Source organism: Neoroseomonas oryzicola (assembly GCF_012163135.1).
GTDB lineage: Bacteria > Pseudomonadota > Alphaproteobacteria > Acetobacterales > Acetobacteraceae > Neoroseomonas > Neoroseomonas oryzicola.
The window spans coordinates 413287-436727 of the sequence record NZ_JAAVUP010000001.1; the positions used below are offsets into that span (position 1 = coordinate 413287).

Genomic DNA, 23441 nt, shown 5'->3' on the forward strand with positions numbered 1-23441 from the left:
GCGCCTTACTCCGCCGCCAGGCGCTGGTGGCGCGCCTTGTAGGCCATAATGCGTTCTTCCATCAGCGGCCGGAAATGCCGGATCAGCCCCTGCACCGGCCAGACGCCACCATCCGCGAGCGCGCAGATGGTGTGCCCCTCGATGCGGCGCGTGACGTTCTCGAGGAGATCGATCTCCTCGATCTCGGCATTGCCTTCGACCATGCGGTTCATCAGGCGCATCTGCCAGCCCATGCCTTCGCGGCAGGGCGTGCACTGGCCGCAGCTCTCATGCTTGTAGAAGGCCGCGAGCCGCGCGATCGCCTTGATCACGTCGGTGGACTTGTCCATCACGATCACGCCCGCGGTGCCGAGGCCCGAGCGATGCTCGCGCAGCGCGTCGAAATCCATCAGCACGTCGTCGCAGATGTGCTTGGGCAGCAGCGGCGTCGACGACCCGCCCGGGATCACGCAGAGCAGGTTGTCCCACCCGCCCCGCACGCCGCCGGCATAGCGCTCGATGAGCTCGCGCATCGGGATGCTCATCTCCGCTTCCACGTTGCACGGATTGTTCACGTGCCCCTGGATGCAGAAGATCTTCGTCCCCGAATTCTTCGGCCGCCCGAAGGAGGAGAACCAGCTCGCGCCACGCCGCATGATGGTCGGCACGACAGCGATGGTCTCGACGTTGTTCACCGTGGTCGGGCAGCCATAGAGGCCGACGGCCGCCGGGAACGGCGGCTTCAGCCGCGGCATGCCCTTCTTGCCCTCGAGGCTCTCGATCAACGCCGTCTCTTCGCCGCAGATGTAGGCCCCTGCCCCGCGATGGACATAGAGGTCGAAATCGTAGCCCGACCCGCAGGCGTTCTTGCCCAGCAGCCCCGCGTCATAGGCTTCCTGGATCGCGGCCTCGAGCACCACGCTCTCGTTGTAATACTCGCCGCGGATGTAGATGTAGCCGGCGACCGCGCCCATCGCGAAGCCGGCGATCAGGCAGCCCTCGACCAGCGTCTGCGGGTCGTGGCGGATGATGTCGCGGTCCTTGCAGGTGCCGGGCTCGGACTCGTCCGCGTTCACCACGAGGTAGGACGGACGGCCATCCGACTGCTTCGGCATGAAGGACCACTTCATGCCGGTCGGGAAGCCGGCGCCGCCGCGGCCACGCAGGCCGGAGTTCTTCATTTCCTCGATGATCGCGTCGCGGCCCTTGGCCAGGATCGCCGCGGTGCCATCCCAACAGCCGCGCTTGCGCGCCGCCGAGAGGTTCCAGGGCTGGAACCCGTACAGGTTCTGGAAGATGCGGTCCTTGTCGGAAAGGGCCATGTCACTCGCTCTCCGCGCCGGTCAGCGCCGTGGCACCGCCGGCCGCCTCGCTGGAACGCCGGCCGGTCACGCTGCCCGGCGCCGGCCGCTCGCCGCGCTTCAGCGCCTCGATCAGCTTCACGGTGCTCTCGTAGTCGAGGTCTTCGTAGTAGTCGTCGTCGACCGCGATCATCGGCGCGTTCACGCAGGCACCCATGCATTCCATCTCGGTCAGCGTGAAGTTGCCGTCGGCGCTGGTGTCGCCGTAGCCCTTCAGCCCGCCGGCGTCCTTGCAGGCGCGCAGCACCTCGTCCGAGCCCCGCAGCCAGCACGGCGTCGTGCCGCACACCTGCAGGTGGTACTTGCCGATCGGCCTGGTGTTGAACATGAAGTAGAAGGTCGCGACCTCGTAGACGCGGATCGGCGGCATGCCGAGCCGTTCGGCCACGACATCCATCGCGACCCGCGGCACCCAGGCGCTGCCGGTCAGCCGGCCCATCTGCTTCTGCACGACATACAGCAGCGGGATCACCGCGGAGGCCTGCTTGCCCTCCGGATACCGCTTGATGATGGTCGCGATCTTGGCCTCGCTCTCCGCGTCGAAGGCGAAGGAAGCGGGCTCCTCGTGGTGGGGGGCGGTCACCGGTCGATCTCCCCGAAGACGACGTCGAGCGAGCCGATGATCGCCACGGCGTCGGCGAGCATGTGGCCCTTGGAAAGCACCTCCATCGCCTGGAGATGCGCATAGCCGGGCGAGCGGATCTTGCAGCGGTACGGCCGGTTCGTGCCGTCCGCCACCAGGTAGACGCCGAACTCGCCCTTCGGCGCTTCCGTCACCGTGTAGGTCGCGCCTTCCGGCACGTGGTACCCCTCGGTGTAGAGCTTGAAGTGGTGGATGAGCGCCTCCATCGAGCGCTTCATCTCGCTCCGCTTCGGCGGCGCGATCTTGTTGTCCTGGACCTTGACCGGGCCCGGCTTCATCTGCGCCAGGCACTGGTTCACGATCTTCAGGCTCTCCTTCATCTCGAGCATGCGCACGAGATAACGGTCGTAGCAGTCGCCACGCGTCCCGACCGGGACGTCGAATTCCATGCGGTCGTAGACGTCATATGGCTGCGCCTTGCGCAGGTCCCACGCGCAGCCGGAGGCGCGCAGGCAAGGCCCCGAGAAGCCCCACTCGATCGCCTGCTCAGCGCTCATCACGCCGATGTCGACGGTGCGCTGCTTGAAGATGCGGTTTTCGGAGAGCAGCCGCTCGAGGTCGTCCATGAAGGCCGGGAACTTCGCGGCCCAGTCGGCGATCTTCTGCTCGAGCCCCGCCGGCAGGTCCTTGGCCACGCCGCCCGGGCGGAAGTAGTTCGCGTGATAATGGCTGCCCGAGACGTTCTCGTAGAACTCCAGCAGCGTCTCGCGCTGCTCGAAGCCCCACAGCGCCGGCGTGATGGCGCCGCAATCCATCGCGTAGGTGGTGATGTTGAGCAGGTGGTTCAGCAACCGCGATAGCTCGGCGAACAGCACGCGGATGTATTGCCCGCGCTCCGGCACCTCGATCCCGAGGAGCCGTTCCGTCGCGATGGCGAAGGAATGCTCCATGCTCATCGGCGCGACGTAGTCCAGGCGGTCGAAATAGGGCAGCGCCTGGATGTAGGTCTTGTACTCGATCAGCTTCTCGGTGCCGCGGTGCAGCAGGCCGACATGCGGATCGGCGCGCTCCACCACCTCGCCCTTCATCTCGAGCACGAGGCGCAGAACGCCGTGCGCGGCCGGATGCTGGGGGCCGAAATTGATGGTGTGGCTGTCGACCTCCACGCTGCGCGTCACGGTCTCGGCGGCCTCGCCGGCGGGGATGATGGCCTGGCTGTTCATTCCTTCGGCCCCTCCAGACGGTTCAGGTGGACCTTCTCGTCACCGGGCAGCGTGGTCATCGCCTCCCAGGGGCTGAGGTAGTCGAAGCTGCGGAATTCCTGCGTGAGCTTTACCGGGCCATAGGCCACGCGCTTCAGCTCCTCGTCGTAGCGGAGCTCGACTAAGCCGGTCAGCGGGAAGTCCTTGCGCAGCGGATGCCCCTCGAACCCGTAGTCGGTCAGGATCCGGCGCAGGTCCGGCTGGCCCTCGAAGACCACGCCGTACATGTCCCAGGTCTCGCGCTCGAACCAGGTCGCGCTCGGCCAGATGCCGACGACCGACGGGACGCTTGCGACGCCATCCGTCGTCACGATCACGCGGACGCGGTGGTTATGTGACAGGCTGAGCAGGTTGTAGACGACCTCGAAGCGCTCGGCCTTCTCGGGCCAATCGACGCCGCAGAGCTCCATGCACTGCTCGAAGGCGAAGCGCGGGTCGTCGCGCAGCAGGAGCATCAGCGGGATCAACGAGTCGCGCTGCGCGCGCAGCACCAGCTCGGCGCCGCCACGGGCGAGCTCGACCTCGGTCACCGCGCCGCCGGCAGCGGCGGCGATCGCCGTGCCCAGCGCGCGCAGCGGATTCTCGGGCGCGGCCGGCTCGGCCGCCGCGATCTCGTTCTCAGCCACGCAGGATGGTCCCCGTCCGCCGGATCTTCTTCTGCAACTGCAGGATGCCGTAGACGAGCGCCTCGGCCGTGGGCGGGCAGCCCGGCACGTAGACGTCCACCGGCACGATGCGGTCGCAGCCGCGCACCACGCTGTAGGAGTAGTGGTAGTAGCCGCCGCCGTTCGCGCAGGACCCCATCGAGATCACCCAGCGCGGCTCGCTCATCTGGTCGTAGACCTTGCGCAGCGCGGGGGCCATCTTGTTGGTCAGCGTGCCGGCCACGATCATCACGTCGGACTGCCGCGGCGACCCGCGCGGGATCACGCCGAAGCGGTCGAGGTCGTAGCGCGCCATGTAGGCGTGGATCATCGGCACGGCGCAGCACGCCAGGCCGAAGGTCATCGGCCACAGCGAACCGGTCCGCGCCCAGTTCACGACCTTGTCGATGTTCGCGACGACGAATCCCTTGTCCTGGATCTCGTCGGTCACGGCGTTGATCACCGCGTCCTGCGCCGCACCCGGCTGAAGGGCCTGGCTGTTCCAGGCGATCTCGTTGTTCGCGCCGCTCATGCTGCGGTCACTCCCAGTCCAGGGCGCCCTTGCGCCACTCGTAGACGAAGCCGACCGTCAGCACGAAGAGGAAGCCCATCATCGAACCGAAGCCGAGCCAGCCGATGTCCCCGAGCGCGATCGCCCAGGGAAACAGGAACGCCACCTCGAGGTCGAAGATGATGAAGAGGATGGCGACTAGGTAGAATCGGACGTCGAAGCGGTGGCGCGTATCCTCGAAGGGCGCGAAGCCGCATTCGTAGGTGGACAGCTTCTCCGCATAGGGCTTCTGCCGCGCCGCGAGGTAGGCCCCGCCAACCATGGCGATGGCGATGCCGCCGGCGATGCCCAGGAAGACGAGGATCGGGAAATAGTCGGCCAGCAAGGGCTGGGTCATGTGCGCCTCGATTCTCCCCTGCCCTGTTCCGGGCATGACAGCGCGGCGCCCGGCGTGATGCCGCAGCGCAGCGTGGCCGGACATTAGCCCCGCTCGCCGCGCTTCGCCATAGGGCGCGCAGGGATGTTTTCAACCTGAATCAGGCGTCATCCGGACAAAACGAAAGCGGCGCTCCAGGATGGCTCCTGAAGCGCCGCTTTGGCTTCGTATTCCGTCGCGTGGCGCGAGTGACGGGGCTCGAACCCGCGACCTCCGGCGTGACAGGCCGGCGCTCTAACCAACTGAGCTACACCCGCTCACCGCGACAGGTGGCGGGGGATACGGCCACGCGTTGGGTTAGTCAAGCGGGGGTTCGTGGAGATTCCGCAGCAGGATGGAGATCGTGGTGCATGTCGCGTGTGGAGAGCGCGCGGAAGTGTCGCTTGCGGTGGTCCGCGCCGCGACGCGGGGCGTCGCGGGTCGCTGCTCTCCCCCTCCGGGGGATCCTTTTCCAGCCCCCGCGGGGGCGGAAAAGAATGGGCACTGACGGGTTCGAACCGCCGACATCCTGTGTGTAAGACAGGCGCTCTACCGCTGAGCTAAGTGCCCGCACGCCGTCCCAATAACACGAAGGGCCGGCCCTTGCAGGCCAGCCCCCCGGTCTTCCGTCCTGGTGGACGAAATCAGTTCACGGCGTCCTTCAGGCCCTTGCCGGCCTTGAAGCGGACGGTCGTGCTCGCCGGGATCTTGATCTCCTCGCCCGTGCGCGGGTTGCGGCCCTTGCCGGCCTTGCGCTTGGAGGTCGAGAAGGTGCCGAAGCCGACCAGGCGGACTTCCTGCTTCTTCTTCAGCGACTTCTGGATCGCCTCGAACACGGCGTCGACGACGTCGCCAGCCTTCGCCTTCGGGAGATCGGCCGCCTCGGCGACGGCGGTGATGAGGTCCTGCTTGTTCACTGGGTATCCCCTCCGTTGGTGCGGATGACGGGCCGGCGAGTCGGCCGACCAGGTCGGGGCGGAGAGTAGGAGCGCCGATTCCGCAGCGTCAACGAGAGACCATCCGATTCGCGGCGGAAAACCGCCGTTTCCGGCATCCGATGCGGCAAAAGCGCAACGCTTTCCTGGGTTTTCCACAGAAAACCCCGGCGAAGCCATGCTTCGCCGGGGCTTTTCCGTGAGCCGAACCTGACCGGAAAGGTCAGTGCGGCAGCGCCGACTCGGTCTTGCCAGCCTCGGCCGCGCGCGGCGCCGGGGTCTCCTCCGGCTCCGCCCAGGTGATGGCCTCGGGCTTCTTCACCAGGGCCCGGGAGATCACCTCGTCCACATGCGAGACGGGCACGATCTCGAGCCCCTTCTTCACATTGTCCGGGATCTCGGCCAGGTCCTTCTCGTTGTCCTTCGGGATGAAGACCGTCTTCATGCCCGTCCGCAGCGCGGCGAGCAGCTTCTCCTTCAGCCCGCCGATCGGCAGCACACGGCCGCGCAGCGTGATCTCGCCGGTCATGGCGATGTCGCGACGCACCGGGATGCCGGTGAGCACCGAGACGATCGAGGTCGCCATGGCGATGCCCGCCGACGGACCATCCTTGGGCGTCGCACCTTCCGGAACGTGCACATGGATGTCGCGCTTCTCGAACACCGTCGGCTTGATGCCGAAGGAGGTCGAGCGGGAGCGGACGTAGGACATCGCGGCCGAGACGCTCTCCTGCATCACGTCGCCGAGCTTGCCCGTGGTCTTCACCACGCCCTTGCCCGGGACCATGACGGATTCGATCGTCAGGATCTCGCCACCCACCTCGGTCCAGGCGAGGCCGGTCACGACGCCCACCATGTCCTCGGCCTCGGCCTCGCCGTAGCGGAACTTCCGCACGCCGGCGAACTTCTCGAGGTTCTTGTGGGTGATCGCGACCTTCTTCGACTGCTTGGAGACGATCTCCTTCACCGCCTTGCGCGCCAGGCCCGCGATCTCACGCTCGAGGCTGCGGACGCCCGCCTCGCGCGTGTAGTAGCGGATCAGGTCGCGGATCGCGCTGTCGGACACCGACCACTCGCCATCCTTCAGGCCGTTCGCCTCGGCCACCTTCTTCATCAGGTGGCGCTTGGCGATCTCGACCTTCTCATCCTCGGTGTAGCCGGGGATGCGGATGATCTCCATGCGGTCCAGCAGCGGCTGCGGCATGCGCAGGCTGTTGGCGGTCGTCACGAACATCACGTCCGACAGGTCGTAGTCGACCTCGAGGTAGTGGTCGGCGAAGGTCGAGTTCTGCTCGGGGTCCAGCACCTCCAGCAGCGCGCTCGACGGATCCCCGCGCCAGTCCGCGCCGAGCTTGTCGATCTCGTCCAGCAGGAAGAGCGGATTCGAGGTCTTCGCCTTCTTCATGCCCTGGATCACCTTGCCGGGCATGGAACCGATATAGGTCCGGCGATGGCCGCGCACCTCGGCCTCGTCCCGCACGCCGCCGAGCGACATGCGCACGAAGTTGCGCCCCGTCGCCTTGGCGATGGACTTGCCGAGCGAGGTCTTGCCCACGCCCGGCGGACCCACCAGGCAGAGGATCGGGCCGCGGATCTTGGGCGAGCGCGACTGCACCGCCAGATACTCGATGATCCGCTCCTTCACCTTCTCCAGGCCGAAGTGGTCGGCATCGAGCACCTTCTCGGCCGCGACGATGTCGTTGCGGACCTTGGAGCGCTTCTTCCAGGGGATGGAGAGCATCCAGTCGAGGTAGTTGCGCACCACCGTCGCCTCGGCGCTCATCGGCGACATGGTGCGCAGCTTCTTCAGCTCCGCCATCGCCTTCTCGCGCGCTTCCTTCGACAGCTTGGTGGCCTTGATCTTGGCCTCGAGCTCGGCGGTCTCGTCCTTGCCGTCCTCGCCCTCGCCCAGCTCCTTCTGGATCGCCTTGAGCTGCTCGTTCAGGTAGTACTCGCGCTGCGTCTTCTCCATCTGCCGCTTCACGCGGTTCCGGATGCGCTTCTCCACCTGCAGCACGCCGATCTCGCCCTCCATGTGGGCGAAGACACGCTCGAGCCGCGCGGTGACGGACGGCGTCTCCAGCAGCTCCTGCTTCTCGGGGATCTTGAGGCCGAGATGCGAGGCGACCGTGTCCGCGAGCTTCGCCGGCTCCTCGATCTGGTTGATCGAGACCAGCACCTCGGGGGCGATCTTCTTGTTGAGCTTGATGTACTGCTCGAACTGCGTGACCACGGTGCGCGCCAGCGCCTCGGCCTCGCGCGGCTCGGCGGTGGTCTCCTCGACCGGCTCGGCGAAGGCCTCGAAGTAGTTCGCGGTCTCCTTGAAGGCAGCGATCTTCGCACGGCGGCCGCCCTCGACCAGCACCTTCACCGTGCCGTCGGGCAGCTTCAGCAGCTGCAGCACCGTCGAGACGGTGCCGACCTGGTACAGGTCGTCGGTGCCCGGATCGTCCTGGGCGGCGTTCTTCTGGGCGACGAGCAGGATCTGCTTGTCGTCCTTCATCACCGCCTCGAGCGCACGGACCGATTTCTCGCGCCCGACGAAGAGGGGGACGATCATGTGCGGGAACACCACGATGTCCCTCAGGGGGAGCACCGGGAGCAGTTCGCCGCGGATGGTATCCGTCATGTGACCTCACTGGGACAGTCGGCGCCCGGCCCGCCCAAAGGCGGCACGGGCGGGGCGCCACGGCATGTCCCGGATGTGGGACCCGGGCGACGCCCGCTCAAGATCTTGACGGGGCGTCGTTGCACGCCCCGCACAATCAGGCCGAGGTCTGCTCGGCCGGACGTTCGCCATAGATGAACAGCGGCTGGGCGCGGCCTTCCGCGACCTCCCGGTTCACCACCACCTCCTCGACCGATTCAAGGCCGGGCAGGTCGAACATGGTGCTCAGCAGGATGGCTTCCATGATGGAGCGCAGTCCGCGGGCGCCGGTCTTGCGCTGGATGGCGCGCGTCGCGACGGCCTTCAGCGCATCCTCGGTGAAGGTGAGCTTCGCCCCCTCCATCTCGAACAGACGGCCATACTGCTTGACCAGGGCATTCTTCGGCTTGGTCAGGATCTCGATCAGCGCCTTCTCGTCGAGGTCGTCGAGCGTGGCGACGACCGGCAGGCGGCCGATGAATTCCGGGATCAGGCCGAACTTCAGCAGGTCCTCGGGCTCGACCTCGCGCAGGATCTGGCCGGTGCGGCGCTCATCCGGGTCCCGCACCTCGGCGCCGAAGCCGATGCCCGAGCCCTTGCCGCGCGCCCCGATGATCTTCTCGAGCCCCGCGAAGGCGCCACCGCAGATGAACAGGATGTTGGAGGTGTCCACCTGCAGGAATTCCTGCTGGGGATGCTTCCGCCCGCCCTGCGGGGGCACCGAGGCGACGGTGCCTTCCATGATCTTCAGCAGCGCCTGCTGGACGCCCTCACCCGACACATCGCGCGTGATCGAGGGATTGTCCGACTTGCGGCTGATCTTGTCGACCTCGTCGATGTAGACGATGCCGCGCTGGGCGCGCTCCACGTTGTAGTCCGCGGCCTGCAGCAGCTTGAGGATGATGTTCTCGACATCCTCGCCGACATAGCCGGCCTCGGTCAGCGTGGTCGCATCCGCCATGGTGAAGGGCACGTCGAGGATGCGGGCGAGCGTCTGCGCGAGCAGCGTCTTGCCCGAGCCCGTCGGGCCCACCAGCATGATGTTCGACTTCGCGATCTCGATGTCGGGGTTCTTCCCCCCGTGCGCGAGGCGCTTGTAGTGGTTGTGGACCGCGACCGAGAGCACCTTCTTCGCGTGGTCCTGCCCGATCACGTAGTCGTCGAGGACCTTGCAGATCTCCTTGGGCGTCGGCACCCCGTCGCGCGACTTCACGAGGTGCGTCTTGTGCTCCTCGCGGATGATGTCCATGCAGAGCTCGACGCACTCGTCGCAGATGAACACCGTCGGCCCGGCGATGAGCTTCCGGACCTCGTGCTGCGATTTCCCGCAGAACGAGCAGTAGAGGGTGTTCTTGGAATCGCCGGACTTGCTCATGCGGTCTCCGTGTTCCCCGGAAGTGCGGGGAACTGCAACAGGAATGTAGCCCCCGGCGCACCGGGGGGAAAGCGAAACACGGCCCGGCAGGCCCCGTCGATCACGCCTTCGTGGGCTCCGCCGCGGGCACCGGCCGCTCCTCGACCACGTGGTCGACCAGGCCGAAGTCGCGGGCTTCCTCAGCCGACATGTAACTGTCGCGGTCGAGCTTCTTCTCGATCGCCTCGATCGGCTGGTCGGTGTGCTTCACGTAGATCTCGTTCAGCCGCTGGCGCAGCTTGAGGATCTCGCGCGCCTGGATCTCGATGTCCGTCGCCTGGCCCTGGGCGCCGCCCGAGGGCTGGTGGACCATGATCCGGCTGTTCGGCAGGGCGTAGCGCTTGCCCTTGGCCCCCGCGCAGAGCAGCAGCGAGCCCATCGAGGCCGCCTGGCCGATGCAGACCGTGGACACCGGCGCGCGGATGTACTGCATCGTGTCATACATCGCGAGGCCGGCCGAAACCACGCCGCCCGGAGAATTGATGTAGAAGGCGATGTCCTTGGTCGGGTTCTCGCTTTCCAGGAACAGCAACTGGGCGCAGATCAGCGAAGACACCTGGTCGAACACCGGGCCCGTCAGGAAGATGATCCGCTCCTTCAGCAGGCGCGAATAGATGTCGAACGCCCGCTCGCCCCGAGCCGTCTGCTCGATGACCATCGGCACCAGGGTGTTGTTGTAGACTTCGACCGGGTCGCGATCCCAAGCCATGACGCATCCTTTCGTCGCGGCGGCGCCGAATCAGCCCGCCGTCATCACAGGCGAATGTGGGGCATGGCCCGCACCTGCGAAAGCCCCGCCCTCCGATCCTTTCGGACCCGGCCGGATCAGGCCAGGGTCAGCACCATCCCGTCATGGGCGGGCTCGATCCCGGGGGGCAGATTCGCCAGCATCCAGCCATGGTCCATGTCCGGGCTCATATGGGTCAGGACCGTGCGCCGGGGCCGGAGTCGGGCGACCCAGTCGAGCACCTGGTCCAGATTGGCGTGCACCTTGTGGGGCCGCCGCTGGAAACATCCCACCACCCAGGTATCCAGCCCGTGAAGGAGGGCGAGGCTCTCCTCGGGCAGGTGCACCAGGTCGGTCGAATAGGCGAAATCCCCGATCCTGAGGCCAAGCGTGTCCATCACCGCATGGTCCTGCAGGAATGTCTGGACCTGGTGCCCGGCCATGGTGACGGCATCCCCCGCCCGCAACGGCACCGGGTCAACCGCCGGGCGGTAGAACACCGGGCCGGTCGCCGGCAGGAAGGCATAGTCGAAGCGCTGCTTCAGGATGGCCAGCGTCCGCTCCATCCCGAAGGCCTCGAGCGGCCGCCCGACCAGCCGGTTCAGGATCCGCACCTCGTCCATGCCCATGATGTGGTCGGCGTGGTCGTGGGTGTAGAGGATCGCGTCAACCGCGGGCACGCGGCAGGCGAGGAGCTGCGTCCGCAGGTCCGGCCCGGTGTCCACCAGCAGCCGCCCGCCGCCGTTGCCCTCGACGAGGATCGATGACCGCGTCCGCTGGTTCAGCGGATTGGCAGGGTCGCAGGCACCCCACCAGCCGGCACCGTCCTCACCACCGATCTGGGGCACGCCGCCGGACCCGCCGCAGCCGAGGATCGTGACTTTCAACAACGGCTTAGACGGCCTTCTTGAACAGTCGAAGGAAATTCGACGTGGTCAGATCCTCGATGGCGCGGATGTCGAGCCCCCGCACCTCGGCCAGAACCTTGGCGGTGTGGGCGACCATCGCCGGTTCGCACCGCTTGCCGCGGAAGGGCACCGGCGCGAGGTAGGGCGCGTCGGTCTCGACCAGCAGACGGTCGGCCGGCAGGTCGCGGGCGACGTCGCGGATGTCCTGGCTCTTGGGGAAGGTCAGGATGCCCGAGAAGGAGACATAGCCGCCCATTTCCACGGACTTTTCCGCGAGTTCCCGCCCGCTGCTGAAGCAATGCAGCAGGAAGTCGAAGGGCCCGCCTGCCTCCCGTTCCTCGCGCAGGATCGCGAGGATGTCGTCATCCGCCTGGCGCGCATGGATAGCGAGCGGCAGCCCGGCCAGGCGCGCGGCCCTGATGTGGCGGCGGAAGTTCTCCGCCTGCGCATCGCGCGGGGCCTTGTCGTAGAAGTAGTCGAGGCCGCTTTCGCCGATGCCGACGATGCGCGGATGGTCGGCCGCGGCGGCGATCTCCTCGGCGGTCGGCAGCGGGCCCTCCCCGGCATTGTGGGGGTGGATGCCGACCGTGCCCCAGACATCGGGGAAGCGTTCCGCCAGTTCCTTGACCTTGGCGGCCTGGGACATGCGGACGCCGATGGTGACCATGCGGCCGACCCCGGCCTCCCGGGCGCGGGCGATCACCTGCTCGATCTCGGCCTCGACGTAGTAGTCGAGGTGGCAGTGGCTATCGACGAGCATCAGGCCGGCAGCTCGATCTTGCGGAACAGCGGTGCGGGCGGCGGCAGGGCGACGCCATCGGCCATCGGCGCTCCGAGGGCGGCGATGTCCCGCGCCTCCGCCGGCACGGCGAGCTGGTCGAGCAGCGCGGCCATGGTCGTGGGCATGAAGGGCTGCAGCAGCGTTGCATAGGTCCGCAGCGCCGTGTGCAGGTGGCGCAGCACCGCGGCCATCCGCACCACGTCCGTCTTCTTCAGCGCCCAGGGCGCCATCTTGGTGATGTAGCCGTTCGCCTCGCGCACGCTCGCGAAGATGGTCTCGAGTGCGATGTGGAAATGCTGCTGATCCAGCTGCTTGCGCACCGTGTCGGCGAGCGTGTCGACGGAGGCGAACAGTTCCCCGTCCTCCTCGGCCCGTGCCGCGGCCGCCGGCAGCCTGCCCTCGCAGTTCCGCTGGATCAGCGACAGCGTCCGGTTCGCGAGGTTACCCAGCGCATCCGCCAGTTCCCCATTCAGCCGGTTGATCAGCGCCTTGCGAGCGAAGTCTCCGTCCTGGCCGAAGGGCACTTCCCGCAGCAGGAAGTAGCGCACCGGGTCGAGCCCGTATTCCTCGACCAGCGACACCGGGTCGATCACGTTGCCCAGCGACTTGCTGATCTTCTGGCCTTCGTTGGTCCACCAGCCATGCGCGAAGACGCGCTTCGGCGGCGCCAGCCCGGCGGCGAGCAGCATCGCCGGCCAGTAGATGGTGTGGAAGCGCACGATGTCCTTGCCGACGAAATGCACGTCGGCGGGCCAGAACTTCCAGCGCGGATTCGTCGTGTCGGGGTAGCCCGCGGCGGTGATGTAGTTGGTCAGGGCATCGACCCAGACATACATCACATGCGCCTCGTCGCCCGGTACCTTCACACCCCAGGTGAAGGAGGTGCGGGAGACCGAGAGATCAAGCTTCTCCGGCTTGCCGGCGAAGTCCTTCAGCCCTTGGGCGACGAAGGCGCGCACCTCGTTCCGCCGGCTCTCGGGCTGGATGTCGATGCGCTCGGGGTCGCCGTCCGGCAGGTCGAAGCGGCGCAGCAGTTCCGGCAGCCACTTCGACAGGCGGAAGAAGTAGGACGGCTCCCGCACCCACTCCACCGGCGCGCCCGAGGGCGCGTACTTCACGCCGTCGCGCTCGGTGAGTTCGTCCGGGCCGTAGAATGCTTCATCGCGAACGGCGTACCAGCCCTCGTAGTCACCGAGGTAGATCTCGCCGCGCCCCGCGAGTTCCTTCCATAGCGCCACGCAGGCCGCCTTGTGGCGCGGCTCGGTGGTGCGGATGAAGTCGTCATTGGAAAAGCCCATCGTGACCGTCAGGTCGCGGAAGGCCTGGCTGACGCGATCGGTGAAGGCCTGCGGGTCCTCGCCGGCGTCCTTCGCCGCCTTCTCGACCTTCTGGCCGTGCTCGTCGGTGCCGGTCAGGAAGAAGACCTCGTGCCCGTCCAGCCGCTTGAAGCGCGCCAGCACGTCGGTCGCGAGCGAGGTGTACGCGTGCCCGATATGGGGCTTGTCGTTCACGTAATAGATCGGCGTCGTGTAGTAGATCGGTGGCTTCGCCATGGGCTGTCCGGTGAGAGGTCCGGCCGCTCCGTTCAGGGCCGCGCGAGCCAGGAAAGGCCCGTGAGCACGGCCTGCTTGCGGTCGAGGTTCAACCGCTCGGTATCGTCCGCGAGGGTGCCGAGCCTATCCCACAGCGACGCCCAGACGGCAAGCGGATGGCGGGCGAGCCAGGCCGGCGCCACCTGCCCCCGCGCGGCCTCGCGCAGCGCCCCGGCGATCGCCCCGCGCAGCAGCCCCATGAAGATCCCGAAGGCGCCGCCCGTGCGGTCCATCGCGAGCCGATCCGCCAGCCCATGGTCCCGCGGCGGATCCCCCTTCGCGAGCGCGCCGAGCGTCTTGTCCACCATCGCCTGCAGTTCGAGCCCGCCCGCCTCGGCCAGCGCCAGCGCCCGCCCCGGTGAGCCTTGCGCCAACAGGGCGAGCCGCGCGCGCTCGGCCTTCCCCGTCTCCGGCAGCAGGCGGGCGAGCAGGGCCTCCATCTCGCCCGGCGCCAGCGGATTGAGGTCGAGCCGCCGGCAGCGGCTGCGGATCGTCGGCAGCAGCCGCTGCGGCGCCGAGCAGACCAGCAGCAGGACGGTCCGCGGCGGCGGCTCCTCGAGCGTCTTCAGCAGCGTGTTCTGCACCGCCGCCTGGTCGACGCGCTCGGCCTCGTCCATCACCACGACGCGCCAGCCACCCTCGGCCGCGGTCTGGGTCAGGAAACGGACGGCCTCGCGGGCGTCCTCGACGCGCAGCACGCGCTTCGTGCCGCGGTCCCCGGTGTTGGGCTCCAGCGTGAAGCAGTCGGCATGGGTGTCGGCGGCGACGCGGCGGAAGACGGAGCTGGCCGGGTCGACAAAGAGGGGCAACGGGCCGTCGGGCATGCCGGCGAGCAGCCAGCGCGCGAAGCGCCAGGCGAGCGTCGCCTTGCCGATGCCGGGCGGGCCGCAGAGCAGCCAGGCGTGGTGCAGGCGGCCGGAGCGGGCGGCGGCTTCGAGCGAACGCGCGGCCTCGTCGTGGCCGACCAGGTCGGGATTGGCGCGCGGGTCGGTCATGGGCGCGGCGGGAGGGGCGCCGCCCCTCCCGAACCCACCCCGCCAAAGGCCCAGAGGCCTTTGGGAACCGTCATTTGGTGCGCGCAAGTATCGGTTTCCAAAGGCCTCTGGGCCTTTGGCGGGGAGGCCCGGGGGGGCGGCGCCCCTCCGGTCACAGCGCTGCCCCGGGCCGCTCGCGCACAGTCCGCGCGACCTCCGCGAACACCGCCTCCGCCCGCGCGCCTGCGTCGATCACAGCGCAGCGCTGCGGCTCCGCGGCCGCGATCGCGAGAAACCCGTCCCGCACCCGCCTGTGGAAGGCCGCGCCCATCCGCTCGTAGCGGTCGGCGCTGCTCCGCGCCGCCGCGCGCGCGATGCCCGCCTCGACCGGCAGGTCCAGCACCAGCGTCAGGTCCGGCCCGAACCCCTCGAGCGCCACATCCGCAAGCCGCGCCCAGACCTCGCGCGGCAGCCCCTGCGCGCCCTGGTAGGCCAGCGTCGAATCGGCGAAGCGGTCGCAGACCACCCAGCCCCCGGCCTCGACGAAAGGGCGAATGACGCGCGCGACGTGTTCCCGGCGCGCGGCGAAATGCAGCATGGCCTCGGCCACCGTCTCCCAGGGGCCGTGGCCGAGCAGAAGGTCGCGGATCCGCTCCGCCCCCGGCGTCCCGCCGGGTTCGCGGGTGCGCAGCACGGGCAGGCCGGAAGCCGCCAGAGCCAACGCAAGGCGACGGCACTGGGTGGACTTCCCCGCCCCCTCCCCGCCCTCGAGCGTGATGAACCGTCCGCGCGCGATCATGCCCGCAGGAATGCCGCACTCCGCGCCCGCGGGAAACCCGCCTTCAGCTGCGCGCGCCGAAGACCATGCGGCTGACCACCGCCGGGATGCGGGACACCAGGCCCAGCCGTTCCACATCCGCCCCTGCCATCAGCGGCACGCGCAGTTCCGGAACACCCTGCCCGCTGACCAGCATCTCCCCGATCTGCTGCCCGCGCGCGATCGGCGCCGTCAGCGGCGCTTCGTAGCGCAGGCGCACCTGCAGGCGGGACCGCCACTGCCGCGGCAGGGTCAGCACCAGGTCGCGCCCGCCCACCATCGGCACCTTGGACCGCTCGCCGATGTAGACCGGCACTTCCTCGATCGTGTCCTGGGCGCGGAACAGCACCACCGCCTCGAACTCGCGGAAGGCCCATTCCATCAGGCGCTCACTCTCCTCGGCGCGGGCGCGCATCGACGGCAGGCCGTTCACCACCAGGATCACGCGGCGGTCGCCGCGCTTCACCGTCCCGGTCAGGCCATAGCCCGCTTCTTCGGTGTGGCCGGTCTTCAGCCCGTCGGCGCCAGCGACGCGGGAGAGCAGCGGGTTCCGGTTGTCCTGCGAGATGTTGTTAAAGCGGAAGGACCGCTCGTTGTAGTAGGGGAAGTATTCCGGGAAGTCGCTGATGATCCGCCGGGCCAGGATCGAGAGATCCCGGCAGGTCATCCGGTGTTCCGGATCGGGCCAGCCCGTCGCGTTCCTGAAGGAGCTGTTCTGGAGGCCGATGCGCCGGCCGGTCTCGTTCAGCAGTTCGGCGAATTGCTGCTCGCTGCCGCTGATCGCCTCGGCCAGCACGATGCAGGCGTCGTTGCCCGACTGGACGATGACGCCGCGGATCAGGTCGTCGACCTTCACCTGGGCGCCGAGGTCCACGAACATCTTGGACCCGCCCATGCGCCAGGCGCGCTCGCTGACCGGCAGCATCTGGTCGAGCTGGAGCTGGCCGGCCTTCAGCTTCTCGAAGACGACGTACATCGTCATCAGCTTCGACATCGAGGACGGCGCCATGCGCTCGTCCGCATTCTTCTCGAGCAGCGTCGCCCCGGTCGAGAAGTCGACCATGATCGCCTGGCGCGCCTGCACGTCGAGGGGCCCGAGCGGCGTATCGGCCGGCGCGCCCGGCGGCCGCGTCGCGGCGGCCTGTCGGCGGCCCTGCGGCTGCCCGCCGCGCTGCTGAGCGAGCGCCGGCGTCGCCAGCGTCGCACCGAGAGTGCCCAGCAGGATCGTTCGGCGATCGGTCATGTCCGCAACCCCCATCGAATCGGCGGCCATGTCAGTCCACCAGGATGCGCGCTCCGGATACGCCTGCGGACAGGCTCCGCTCAAGCGCCGCGTCGGCCCCCGTTACATCTGGATACGGGCCGAGCCGCACGCGGTACTGCCGGTCGCGCCGCGTGCCGAAGGTCTCGATGCGCGCGCCCGGCACGCGGGCTGCGAGCCGCTGCGCGGATTCCGGCCGCGACAGCGTTCCGAGCTCCACATACAGCCGCCCAGGCTGCGGCGGGCCCTGGGTCACGGTCTCCGGCAGCGCCACGTCGCGGGGGCGCGCGGCCGGGGCTTCCTCGGCCGCGACGCGCGTCGTGGCCGTCCGCGCGGGCGCCGAGGACCGCGCGCCGGGCGGGGGTTCGAGGCTCTCGGCGGCGACCGCCGCGCGCGGGGCGGTCTCGATCGCGACGCGCGGCACCTCGCGGCCCGGCACGGCATCCGAGAGCGCCCGGCTGCGGTCCCCGTCCACCGTCACGCGCACCTGCGCCGCACCGCTGGCGGGCACGCCCAGCAGCTCCGCCGCGCGGTCCGACAGGCCGATGACGCGCCCGGCATTCACCGGCCCGCGGTCGTTCACTCGCAGGGTCAGCGAACGGCCATTCTCGAGGTTCGTGACGGTCACGACGGAAGGCAGCTGCAGCGTCCGGTGCGCGGCGAGCGCGCGGGATCCGCTCCAGGCCTCGCCATTCGCCGTGGTTGCATTCCAGCCGGGCCCGGGCACCCGGGTCGCGAGGCCGGTCTCGACCAGGGAGAAATCCTCCCGCGGGTAGGACCAGACGCCGCCCATCCGGTAGGGCTCGCCGACGACGTAGCGCGGCGCGGGCCCGCTGCAGCCGGCCAGCACCAGGCCGGCGAGGAGGAGCGCCCTCACCCCACCCGGTCCGACAGCAGCCCGACCGCCAGGCCGTAGTTCACGGGCGAATTATAGCGCCGGATAACCCGCAGGTTGTGATGGCCCAGGAAGACCTGGCCGTTCCCGCGGTTGGGCAGCACCACCTGCGCGTCCGGCCCGTCGGGCAGCGGACGGCCGGCCTCGGTGCGGAAGCCCATGCGGGCGAAGTCGCGCATCGGCCGCATGGCGGTATCCGCCCCCGCCGCGTTGAAGCCCGGCGGCGGCGCGACGGCGAGGCCCCAGGGCTCCCCATCCCGCCAGCCGTTGCGGGCGAAGTAGTTGGCGATGGAGGCGAGCGCATCCGCCTTGCTGTCCCAGATGTCGCGCCGCCCGTCGCCGTCGAAGTCCACCGCCAGGCGCTCGAAATTGGTCGGCATGAACTGCGGCTGGCCCATCGCCCCGGCCCAGGACCCCATCATGCGCTCGGTGCGGATGTGCCCGTCGTCGAGGATCTTCAGCGCCGCGAACAGCTCGGTGCGGAAATAGGCCGCCCGGCGCCCTTCCCAGGCGAGGGTCGCCAGCGCCTCGACCACCTTGAAGCCGCCGGTATTGCCGCCGAAGTTCGTCTCCACGCCCCAGATCGCGACGATGACGCGCGGGGAGACGCGGAAGCGCTGCTCGATCCGGCGCAGCAGGTCGGCGTTCTCGGCATAGTTGCGCCGGCCGTTCTGCACCCGGGTGGGCGAGACCATGATGCGATCGCGGTAATCCTCCCACTGCAGCCCGCCTTCGGCCTGGCGGCGGTCGAGCTCGATCACCCGCTGGTTCGGCCGGACCCCGCTGAACGCGGCGGCGAGCGTCGCCTGGGAGATGCCGCGGCGCCGCGCCTCGGTCTTCACGCCATCCACGAAGCGGTCGAAGGGCACGCTCGCGACCGAGGTCATCGGCGCTTCGGGCGGCGTCGCGGAGGCTGTCGGGGCCGTGGGCGCAGAGGGCGTCGCGGCGGCGGTGCAGCCGGCGAGCGGTGCGGCGGCCAGGAAGATTCGGCGCGGGATCATGGCCGCAGGAGGTGCCATGCGGCGTCCCCCGACGCAAACGAAGTGTGGGCGCCTTGGCCGCCGGCGCCCCTGCCCTTAAGGTCGCTCCCCTGACTGGAGGACAACGCCATGGCCGCCGTAACGCGCGAACTCGCCGCTTTCACCGCAGGGATCCGCTACGAAACCCTGCCCGCCGAGGTGCAGGAGCGCACCCGCTTCCTCGTCCTCGACCTGGTCGGCAACATGCTGCGCGGCCGTCACGATACCGAGAGCACCGCACCGCTGCTCGCCGCGGTCCGGTCCCTCGGCCTCGCGGCCGGGTCGGCGGCGGTGTTCGGGGACTCCGCGCGATACACGCCGGCCGGCGCGGCGCTGGTGAACGGCACCACGGCCCATTCGCTCGACTTCGACGACACCCACGCGGCCGGCACGCTGCATCCCGGCGCCCCGGTGATCCCGGCCGCGCTCGCCGCCGCGGAGATGGTCGGCGCTGACGGCAAGACGGTGCTCGCGGCGATCGTCGCGGGCTACGAGGTGACCTGCCGGCTCGCGCTTTCCCTGCCCGGCGGCGACCACTACGAGCGCGGCTACCACCCGACCGCGACCTGCGGCGCCTTCGGCGGCGCGGCGGCTGCCGCCCGCGTCTTCGGCCTGTCCACCGAGCAGGTGGAAAGCGCCTTCGGCATCGCGCTGTCCCAGGCGGCGGGCTCGCTGCAGTTCCTCAACAACGGCGCCTGGACGAAGCGTTTCCAGGTTGGCTGGTCGGCGCTGAACGGCCTGACGGCCGCCTGCCTGGCGCGCGAGGGCTTCCGCGGCGCCGGCGAGGCGCTGGAAGGCCGCGCCGGCTTCCTTCGCGCCTATGCTCCGAACCCGAAGCCCGAGCGCGCGCTGCAGGGCCTCGGCACCGAGTGGGAGCTGATGGAGACGGCGGTGAAGCCCTATCCGTCCTGCCGCTACGGTCACGCCAATGTCGATGCGGCGCTGGCGCTGCGCGCCGAGCTCGGTCTCAAGGCCGAGGAGATCGAGAGCGTGACCATGGGCCTGCCCAACAAGGGCATGCTGCTGGTCGGCGCGCCGACTCAGTACAAGCAGAACCCGCAGAACATCGTGGACGGCCAGTTCTCCGGCCCCTTCGTCGTCGCCTGCGCGCTGGCGCGCGGCCATTTCGGCTGGGATTCCTACGCCTGGCTGCAGGATTCCGACCTGCGGACGCTGATGAAGAAGATTCTCCCGCAGGAGGACGCCGAGGTGGAAGCCGACTTCCCCGAATACATGTCGGGCAAGCTGACGGTGAAGGCGCGCGGCCAGACCTTCGTGAAGAAGGTCAACGTGCCGAAGGGCGAGCCGGCCAACTTCCTGACCGAGGCCGAGCTGCGCGCGAAGTTCCATGGCCTCGCGGATGCGGTGCTGGGCGCGGATCGCGCGAAGCAGCTAGCGGATGCAGTGCTGAACCTCGACAAGGCGTCCGACGTGCACGGGATGCTGCGCCTCGGCGCGCCGATGATGGCCGCGCGCCTCGCCGGGGAGTAATCCCCGGCGCCCTGCCGGGATGGGTGGCCGAGCGGTTTAAGGCACCGGTCTTGAAAACCGGCGTGGGTTCACGCCCACCGTGGGTTCGAATCCCACCCCATCCGCCATGGCGGTGCAAGGCGGCTTCCGTGGCGCTTGCCACGGGGGCGCCGCCCCGCCACGTTGACGTCGATGCGCCGACGAGATCCCCTGCGATGAGGCCCGGGAGACCCGCAGCAGGCGGGGCAGGCCGTCCATGACGGGCCTCGCCGGCCTGGCCGGGACGCTGGTGACGCTGGCCGCGGTGGGCGCCCTCGGCGCCGGCGGCTACGCCGCCTGGCGCTGGCGGTTCGAGCGCTCCCGCTTCCTGGTCTGCGTCCTCGGCATCGCCGCTGCCCTCGCCATCGTGCTGTCGCGCACCACGTCGCTCGGCGCCGCCGCATGGCTGCGGCTGCTGCCCGATGCGGCGGCCATCGTCTTCTTCGTCGCGCTGCTGCGCGCCCTCGCGCGGCAGGACCGGTCCGCGCGCCGCATCGCCGCCTCTGCACACCAGAATTCCGTCACCGGCCTGCCCAACCGATCAGCCTTCGTCGCGCAGATGGCCCCCGCGCTGGCGCGCTGCCGGCGCGACGGCGTCCCGGCCGCGATCCTTGCCGTCGCGATCGACGGCCTCGGGGAGATCGAGGCCCGCCGCGGCCCCGCCACCGCCGAGGACGCGCTTCGCGACCTCGCCGCCGTGCTGCGCGACACCGCCCGGGCGGGGGACCTGCCGGGCCACCTGGCCCCCACCGTCGTCGCGGCGATGCTGCCCGGTACGACCGCGGAGGCCGCCCAGCGCCTGGCCGAGCGCCTGCGCGCCCAGGTCGCCGAGCGCCTGCCGCACCCGTCCATGGACGGCAGCCGCATGACCGTCTCGATCGGCATCGCGGCGATCGACCAGGGTATCGGCCGCGCCACCCTGGACGAGGCGATGGATGCCGCCGAGACCGCGCTGATCCGCGTCATGGACGCCGGCGGGGACGGCATCCGCCTGGCCGAGCCACCGCCCCACCGCCACGCCGAAGCCGCCTGACACCCGCGCGAAGGGACGCGACGGCGTGACCAGGGCGCGATAATCTCCCCGGCGTGAACCTGCTCGCCCCTCCCCGCGCCCGGCTGCAAATCGAGGTCGTCTTCGACCTGGTCTGCCCCTGGTGCTACCTCGGCACGCGGCGCCTGCGCCGGGCGCTGCGCGCGCGGCCCGACATCGTCGCCGACATCCTCTGGCGCCCCTTCCTGCTGAACCCGGACATCCCGGCAGCCGGCCTGCCGCGGCAGGATTTCCTCACCCGCAAGTTCGGCGGCGAGGAACGCGCGCGGCGCCTGCACGCGACGATCTCCGAACTCGGCCGCGCCGAGGGCGTGCCCTTCCGCTTCGACCGCATCCTGCGCATGCCCTCGAGCCTCGATGCCCATCGCCTCGTCCGCTACGCGGCGCGCGAGGGTCAGGCCGACCAGATGGTCGAGGCGCTGTTCCACGGCTACTTCGCCGAGGGCCTCGACCTCGGCCACATCGACTCGCTGGTGCGTATAGCGACGCGCGTGGGGCTCGAACAAGGCGCGGTGCACCGCTTCCTCGATTCGGGCGCCGAGGCCGATGCGGTGCATGCCGAGAACCTCCGCGCGCATCGCCTCGGCATCAATGGCGTGCCCTGTTTCGTCGTGGCCGGCCGCCACGCCATCGCCGGCGCGCAGGAGCCGGAAGTCATCGAGCGCCTGATCGACGTCGCCCTCGTCGAAGGCTGACGGGCGGGGGTTGCGCTCCTCGCGCACCGCGTCTAGTTAGGCGGCCCCGCCGGGACGGGGGGCGCATAGCTCAGTGGTATGAGCGCCTGCTTGACACGCAGGAGGTCCGTGGTTCGATCCCACGTGCGCCCACCATTTCCTCTCTACAATTTGCCTCAAGCGCCGGCGCCCGCATCGGCGGGCTTGGTTGGCGCGCCGCGCACTGAACCGCTGGGCTCGGCGGATGGTGCGGGCACGGTCGCGCATGCGCGATCCCGGCCCGAGGCGAGGCCTCGGGCCGCAGGATGACGCGCAGTGGTCCGCCGCGCCCTGCGACGTATCGGATGGTATCGTTGTTGGTTTGGGCTTGGTCGCGCATGCGCGTTCGCAGTCCGACGTAAGATGTCGGCCTGCAGGGAGCGCCGGATTGCGTATGTCCGCCTCGGTGCCGGTGGGGCTTCGCCCACAGCGGAGCGGGTGCACGACGTTGCGAGTGACGTCCAGGTGCCGCTGATGCGGCCCGGCGTCCGGGGAGGCACGAAGGCCATGCCTTCGTGCCAGCCACATCAGAAGCGGTAACGGAATCCCACGACGAAGCTGTTCGCGCCTTCCCACACGCCGTTGTAGGTGCCGAAGATGCCGCTGCGGTGCATGTAGCGCAGCGCCACTTCGTACTGCGGATAATCCGGCAGCGCGAAGGTCAGCTCAGGCGAGAAGAAGTTCAGGAAGCGCGACTGGTTCGGCTCGGGCTTCTGGTCCGTACCGCGCTCGACCTGCGGGAGGCGCGTCACGTAGTCCGGGCCGAAGGACAGGCCGAAGGTCGTGTAGACGTAGTCGGTCCAGGGAAAGCCGTCGTAGCGCAGGTAGGCGACGGTCCAGAACTCGCCGCCCTCGGTCTGGCCGAAGCGGTAGGCACCGCCGACCTCGAGGTCGAGCATGAAGAAGCGCCAGAAGCGCGCGACGCGGTACTGCACCGCGCCGCCGACCAGCGAGTCGTCGCCCCAGGAGCCGGTCCAGGGCTGCAGGATCAGTTCGCGCAGATAGCCGTCCGCCACCGAGGACCCGATGAACAGCGTCCCCGACCAGCTTCGCGCATCGGCCAGCGCGCGGGCACGATCGCCGGGCGAGAGCCCCGACAGGTCAGGCGTCGTTGCCGTTACCAGCGCCGTGGCGGCCGCGGCTGCGGAGGCGGGTCCCGGGACGGGTGCGGGCTCCGAGGCCGGGGCCGCCGCGGCGGCCGGCGCCGGCGAGACCACAGGCGCAGTCGCCGCCGGCGCGGCGCCGGACGCCGGCAGCGCCTGGGCGCGCGGCGTCGTCGTCCGGTCGGGCGGCGGGCCACCGGCCGCGAGCAGGATCGCGGCCCCCGCCAGGCCAAGGAGGCGGGACGCCGAGGACGGAGCGAAAGTCATGCGTAGGAACCCTGGACGGAACGAAACTCGCTTAGGGCCGCCCGCGCCCGCTGGCAACTGGCCTTGACGGTCA

Annotated in this window: 22 protein-coding genes and 4 tRNA genes; 5 read left to right on the forward strand and 21 right to left on the reverse strand. The window is 69.4% G+C overall.

The genetic code is table 11. The features are described 5' to 3' along the window. Window positions 1-5: 5 nt before the first annotated feature. The 20 genes from nuoF to GWK15_RS02075 form a co-directional block, all read right to left on the reverse strand. Window positions 6-1301 (reverse strand): NADH-quinone oxidoreductase subunit NuoF, encoded by a 1296-nt coding sequence (gene nuoF, locus GWK15_RS01980; RefSeq protein WP_168038549.1) that lies wholly within the window; start codon window positions 1299-1301, stop codon window positions 6-8. A 1-nt stretch (window position 1302) separates the two neighbouring features. Beyond that, a complete protein-coding gene (locus GWK15_RS01985; protein WP_168038551.1) occupies window positions 1303-1923 on the reverse strand; it encodes an NADH-quinone oxidoreductase subunit NuoE in 621 nt (206 codons plus the stop codon). Continuing rightward, window positions 1920-3146 carry an NADH-quinone oxidoreductase subunit D gene (locus GWK15_RS01990; RefSeq protein ID WP_168038553.1) on the reverse strand — a complete coding sequence of 409 codons (1227 nt, stop codon included), beginning with the start codon at window positions 3144-3146 and terminating at the stop codon, window positions 1920-1922. Before GWK15_RS01990 ends, GWK15_RS01985 begins: the two co-directional genes overlap by 4 nt. Continuing rightward, on the reverse strand, window positions 3143-3811 hold the full coding sequence (locus GWK15_RS01995; protein WP_211844047.1) for an NADH-quinone oxidoreductase subunit C: 669 nt from the start codon (window positions 3809-3811) through the stop codon (window positions 3143-3145). Before GWK15_RS01995 ends, GWK15_RS01990 begins: the two co-directional genes overlap by 4 nt. Further along, window positions 3804-4361, reverse strand: coding sequence for a NuoB/complex I 20 kDa subunit family protein (locus tag GWK15_RS02000; RefSeq protein ID WP_168038555.1), 558 nt, complete (start codon window positions 4359-4361; stop codon window positions 3804-3806). The genes GWK15_RS01995 and GWK15_RS02000 overlap by 8 nt, the downstream gene beginning before the upstream one ends. A 7-nt stretch (window positions 4362-4368) precedes the next feature. Continuing rightward, complete coding sequence (locus tag GWK15_RS02005; protein WP_168038557.1) at window positions 4369-4737, reverse strand: NADH-quinone oxidoreductase subunit A; 369 nt, start codon at window positions 4735-4737, stop codon at window positions 4369-4371. 219 nt (window positions 4738-4956) lie between these two features. Next, window positions 4957-5033 (reverse strand) — tRNA-Asp (locus GWK15_RS02010). A gap of 220 nt (window positions 5034-5253) precedes the next feature. Next, window positions 5254-5325: transfer RNA gene (locus GWK15_RS02015), tRNA-Val, on the reverse strand. Between the two features lie 74 nt (window positions 5326-5399). Then, window positions 5400-5672, reverse strand: a complete 273-nt coding sequence (locus tag GWK15_RS25745) for an HU family DNA-binding protein (protein WP_211844046.1) — start codon at window positions 5670-5672, stop codon at window positions 5400-5402. A gap of 241 nt (window positions 5673-5913) precedes the next feature. Then, window positions 5914-8319, reverse strand: a complete 2406-nt coding sequence (lon, locus tag GWK15_RS02025; protein WP_168038561.1) for an endopeptidase La — start codon at window positions 8317-8319, stop codon at window positions 5914-5916. A gap of 136 nt (window positions 8320-8455) precedes the next feature. Further along, window positions 8456-9712 (reverse strand): ATP-dependent Clp protease ATP-binding subunit ClpX, encoded by a 1257-nt coding sequence (gene clpX / locus GWK15_RS02030; RefSeq protein WP_168038563.1) that lies wholly within the window; start codon window positions 9710-9712, stop codon window positions 8456-8458. A 100-nt stretch (window positions 9713-9812) separates the two neighbouring features. After that, window positions 9813-10460 carry an ATP-dependent Clp endopeptidase proteolytic subunit ClpP gene (gene clpP, locus GWK15_RS02035; RefSeq protein ID WP_168038565.1) on the reverse strand — a complete coding sequence of 216 codons (648 nt, stop codon included), beginning with the start codon at window positions 10458-10460 and terminating at the stop codon, window positions 9813-9815. A gap of 116 nt (window positions 10461-10576) precedes the next feature. Next, window positions 10577-11365 carry an MBL fold metallo-hydrolase gene (locus tag GWK15_RS02040; RefSeq protein WP_168038567.1) on the reverse strand — a complete coding sequence of 263 codons (789 nt, stop codon included), beginning with the start codon at window positions 11363-11365 and terminating at the stop codon, window positions 10577-10579. Between the two features lie 7 nt (window positions 11366-11372). Continuing rightward, entirely contained in the window at window positions 11373-12146 is a 774-nt protein-coding gene (locus GWK15_RS02045) for a TatD family hydrolase (protein ID WP_168038569.1), read from the reverse strand. Beyond that, window positions 12146-13720: a methionine--tRNA ligase gene (gene metG / locus GWK15_RS02050; protein ID WP_168038571.1), complete on the reverse strand. Its 1575-nt coding sequence runs from the start codon at window positions 13718-13720 to the stop codon at window positions 12146-12148. Before metG ends, GWK15_RS02045 begins: the two co-directional genes overlap by 1 nt. Before the next feature lie 32 nt (window positions 13721-13752). Next, complete coding sequence (locus GWK15_RS02055; RefSeq protein ID WP_168038573.1) at window positions 13753-14754, reverse strand: DNA polymerase III subunit delta'; 1002 nt, start codon at window positions 14752-14754, stop codon at window positions 13753-13755. Window positions 14755-14905: 151 nt separating this feature from the next. Beyond that, a complete protein-coding gene (gene tmk / locus GWK15_RS02060) occupies window positions 14906-15532 on the reverse strand; it encodes a dTMP kinase (protein WP_168038575.1) in 627 nt (208 codons plus the stop codon). 43 nt (window positions 15533-15575) lie between these two features. Then, window positions 15576-16793, reverse strand: coding sequence for a D-alanyl-D-alanine carboxypeptidase family protein (locus GWK15_RS02065; RefSeq protein ID WP_168038577.1), 1218 nt, complete (start codon window positions 16791-16793; stop codon window positions 15576-15578). Between the two features lie 31 nt (window positions 16794-16824). Then, entirely contained in the window at window positions 16825-17688 is an 864-nt protein-coding gene (locus GWK15_RS02070) for a septal ring lytic transglycosylase RlpA family protein (protein ID WP_338147172.1), read from the reverse strand. Then, on the reverse strand, window positions 17685-18707 hold the full coding sequence (locus GWK15_RS02075; RefSeq protein WP_168038579.1) for a lytic murein transglycosylase: 1023 nt from the start codon (window positions 18705-18707) through the stop codon (window positions 17685-17687). The genes GWK15_RS02070 and GWK15_RS02075 overlap by 4 nt, the downstream gene beginning before the upstream one ends. Before the next feature lie 108 nt (window positions 18708-18815). Here GWK15_RS02075 and GWK15_RS02080 point away from each other — a divergent pair, with 108 nt between their 5' ends. The 5 genes from GWK15_RS02080 (at window position 18816) to GWK15_RS02100 (ending at window position 22115) form a co-directional block, all read left to right on the forward strand. Continuing rightward, window positions 18816-20216: an MmgE/PrpD family protein gene (locus GWK15_RS02080; RefSeq protein ID WP_168038581.1), complete on the forward strand. Its 1401-nt coding sequence runs from the start codon at window positions 18816-18818 to the stop codon at window positions 20214-20216. Between the two features lie 17 nt (window positions 20217-20233). Beyond that, window positions 20234-20323: transfer RNA gene (locus GWK15_RS02085), tRNA-Ser, on the forward strand. 128 nt (window positions 20324-20451) lie between these two features. After that, window positions 20452-21267 carry a GGDEF domain-containing protein gene (locus GWK15_RS02090; RefSeq protein WP_168038583.1) on the forward strand — a complete coding sequence of 272 codons (816 nt, stop codon included), beginning with the start codon at window positions 20452-20454 and terminating at the stop codon, window positions 21265-21267. A 53-nt stretch (window positions 21268-21320) separates the two neighbouring features. Further along, on the forward strand, window positions 21321-21980 hold the full coding sequence (locus tag GWK15_RS02095; protein WP_211844182.1) for a DsbA family oxidoreductase: 660 nt from the start codon (window positions 21321-21323) through the stop codon (window positions 21978-21980). Window positions 21981-22039: 59 nt separating this feature from the next. Further along, window positions 22040-22115, forward strand: a tRNA-Val gene (locus tag GWK15_RS02100). Window positions 22116-22525: 410 nt separating this feature from the next. Here the strand turns inward: GWK15_RS02100 and GWK15_RS25630 are convergent. Further along, window positions 22526-23368: a hypothetical protein gene (locus GWK15_RS25630; RefSeq protein ID WP_209441970.1), complete on the reverse strand. Its 843-nt coding sequence runs from the start codon at window positions 23366-23368 to the stop codon at window positions 22526-22528. Window positions 23369-23441 lie beyond the last annotated feature (73 nt).

Excerpts from the sequence above, each read along its gene's own strand:
- tmk (WP_168038575.1), bottom strand. The coding sequence starts at position 15,532 with ATGATCGCGCGCGGACGGTTCATCACGCTCGAGGGCGGGGAGGGGGCG.
- GWK15_RS02005 (WP_168038557.1), bottom strand. The coding sequence starts at position 4,737 with ATGACCCAGCCCTTGCTGGCCGACTATTTCCCGATCCTCGTCTTCCTG.
- GWK15_RS02075 (WP_168038579.1), bottom strand. The coding sequence starts at position 18,707 with ATGATCCCGCGCCGAATCTTCCTGGCCGCCGCACCGCTCGCCGGCTGC.
- GWK15_RS25630 (WP_209441970.1), bottom strand. The coding sequence starts at position 23,368 with ATGACTTTCGCTCCGTCCTCGGCGTCCCGCCTCCTTGGCCTGGCGGGG.
- clpX (WP_168038563.1), bottom strand. The coding sequence starts at position 9,712 with ATGAGCAAGTCCGGCGATTCCAAGAACACCCTCTACTGCTCGTTCTGC.
- GWK15_RS02055 (WP_168038573.1), bottom strand. The coding sequence starts at position 14,754 with ATGACCGACCCGCGCGCCAATCCCGACCTGGTCGGCCACGACGAGGCC.
- GWK15_RS01990 (WP_168038553.1), bottom strand. The coding sequence starts at position 3,146 with ATGAACAGCCAGGCCATCATCCCCGCCGGCGAGGCCGCCGAGACCGTG.
- nuoF (WP_168038549.1), bottom strand. The coding sequence starts at position 1,301 with ATGGCCCTTTCCGACAAGGACCGCATCTTCCAGAACCTGTACGGGTTC.
- GWK15_RS02000 (WP_168038555.1), bottom strand. The coding sequence starts at position 4,361 with ATGAGCGGCGCGAACAACGAGATCGCCTGGAACAGCCAGGCCCTTCAG.
- GWK15_RS02080 (WP_168038581.1), top strand. The coding sequence starts at position 18,816 with ATGGCCGCCGTAACGCGCGAACTCGCCGCTTTCACCGCAGGGATCCGC.
- metG (WP_168038571.1), bottom strand. The coding sequence starts at position 13,720 with ATGGCGAAGCCACCGATCTACTACACGACGCCGATCTATTACGTGAAC.
- GWK15_RS02045 (WP_168038569.1), bottom strand. The coding sequence starts at position 12,146 with ATGCTCGTCGATAGCCACTGCCACCTCGACTACTACGTCGAGGCCGAG.
- lon (WP_168038561.1), bottom strand. The coding sequence starts at position 8,319 with ATGACGGATACCATCCGCGGCGAACTGCTCCCGGTGCTCCCCCTGAGG.
- clpP (WP_168038565.1), bottom strand. The coding sequence starts at position 10,460 with ATGGCTTGGGATCGCGACCCGGTCGAAGTCTACAACAACACCCTGGTG.
- GWK15_RS02065 (WP_168038577.1), bottom strand. The coding sequence starts at position 16,793 with ATGACCGATCGCCGAACGATCCTGCTGGGCACTCTCGGTGCGACGCTG.
- GWK15_RS02090 (WP_168038583.1), top strand. The coding sequence starts at position 20,452 with ATGACGGGCCTCGCCGGCCTGGCCGGGACGCTGGTGACGCTGGCCGCG.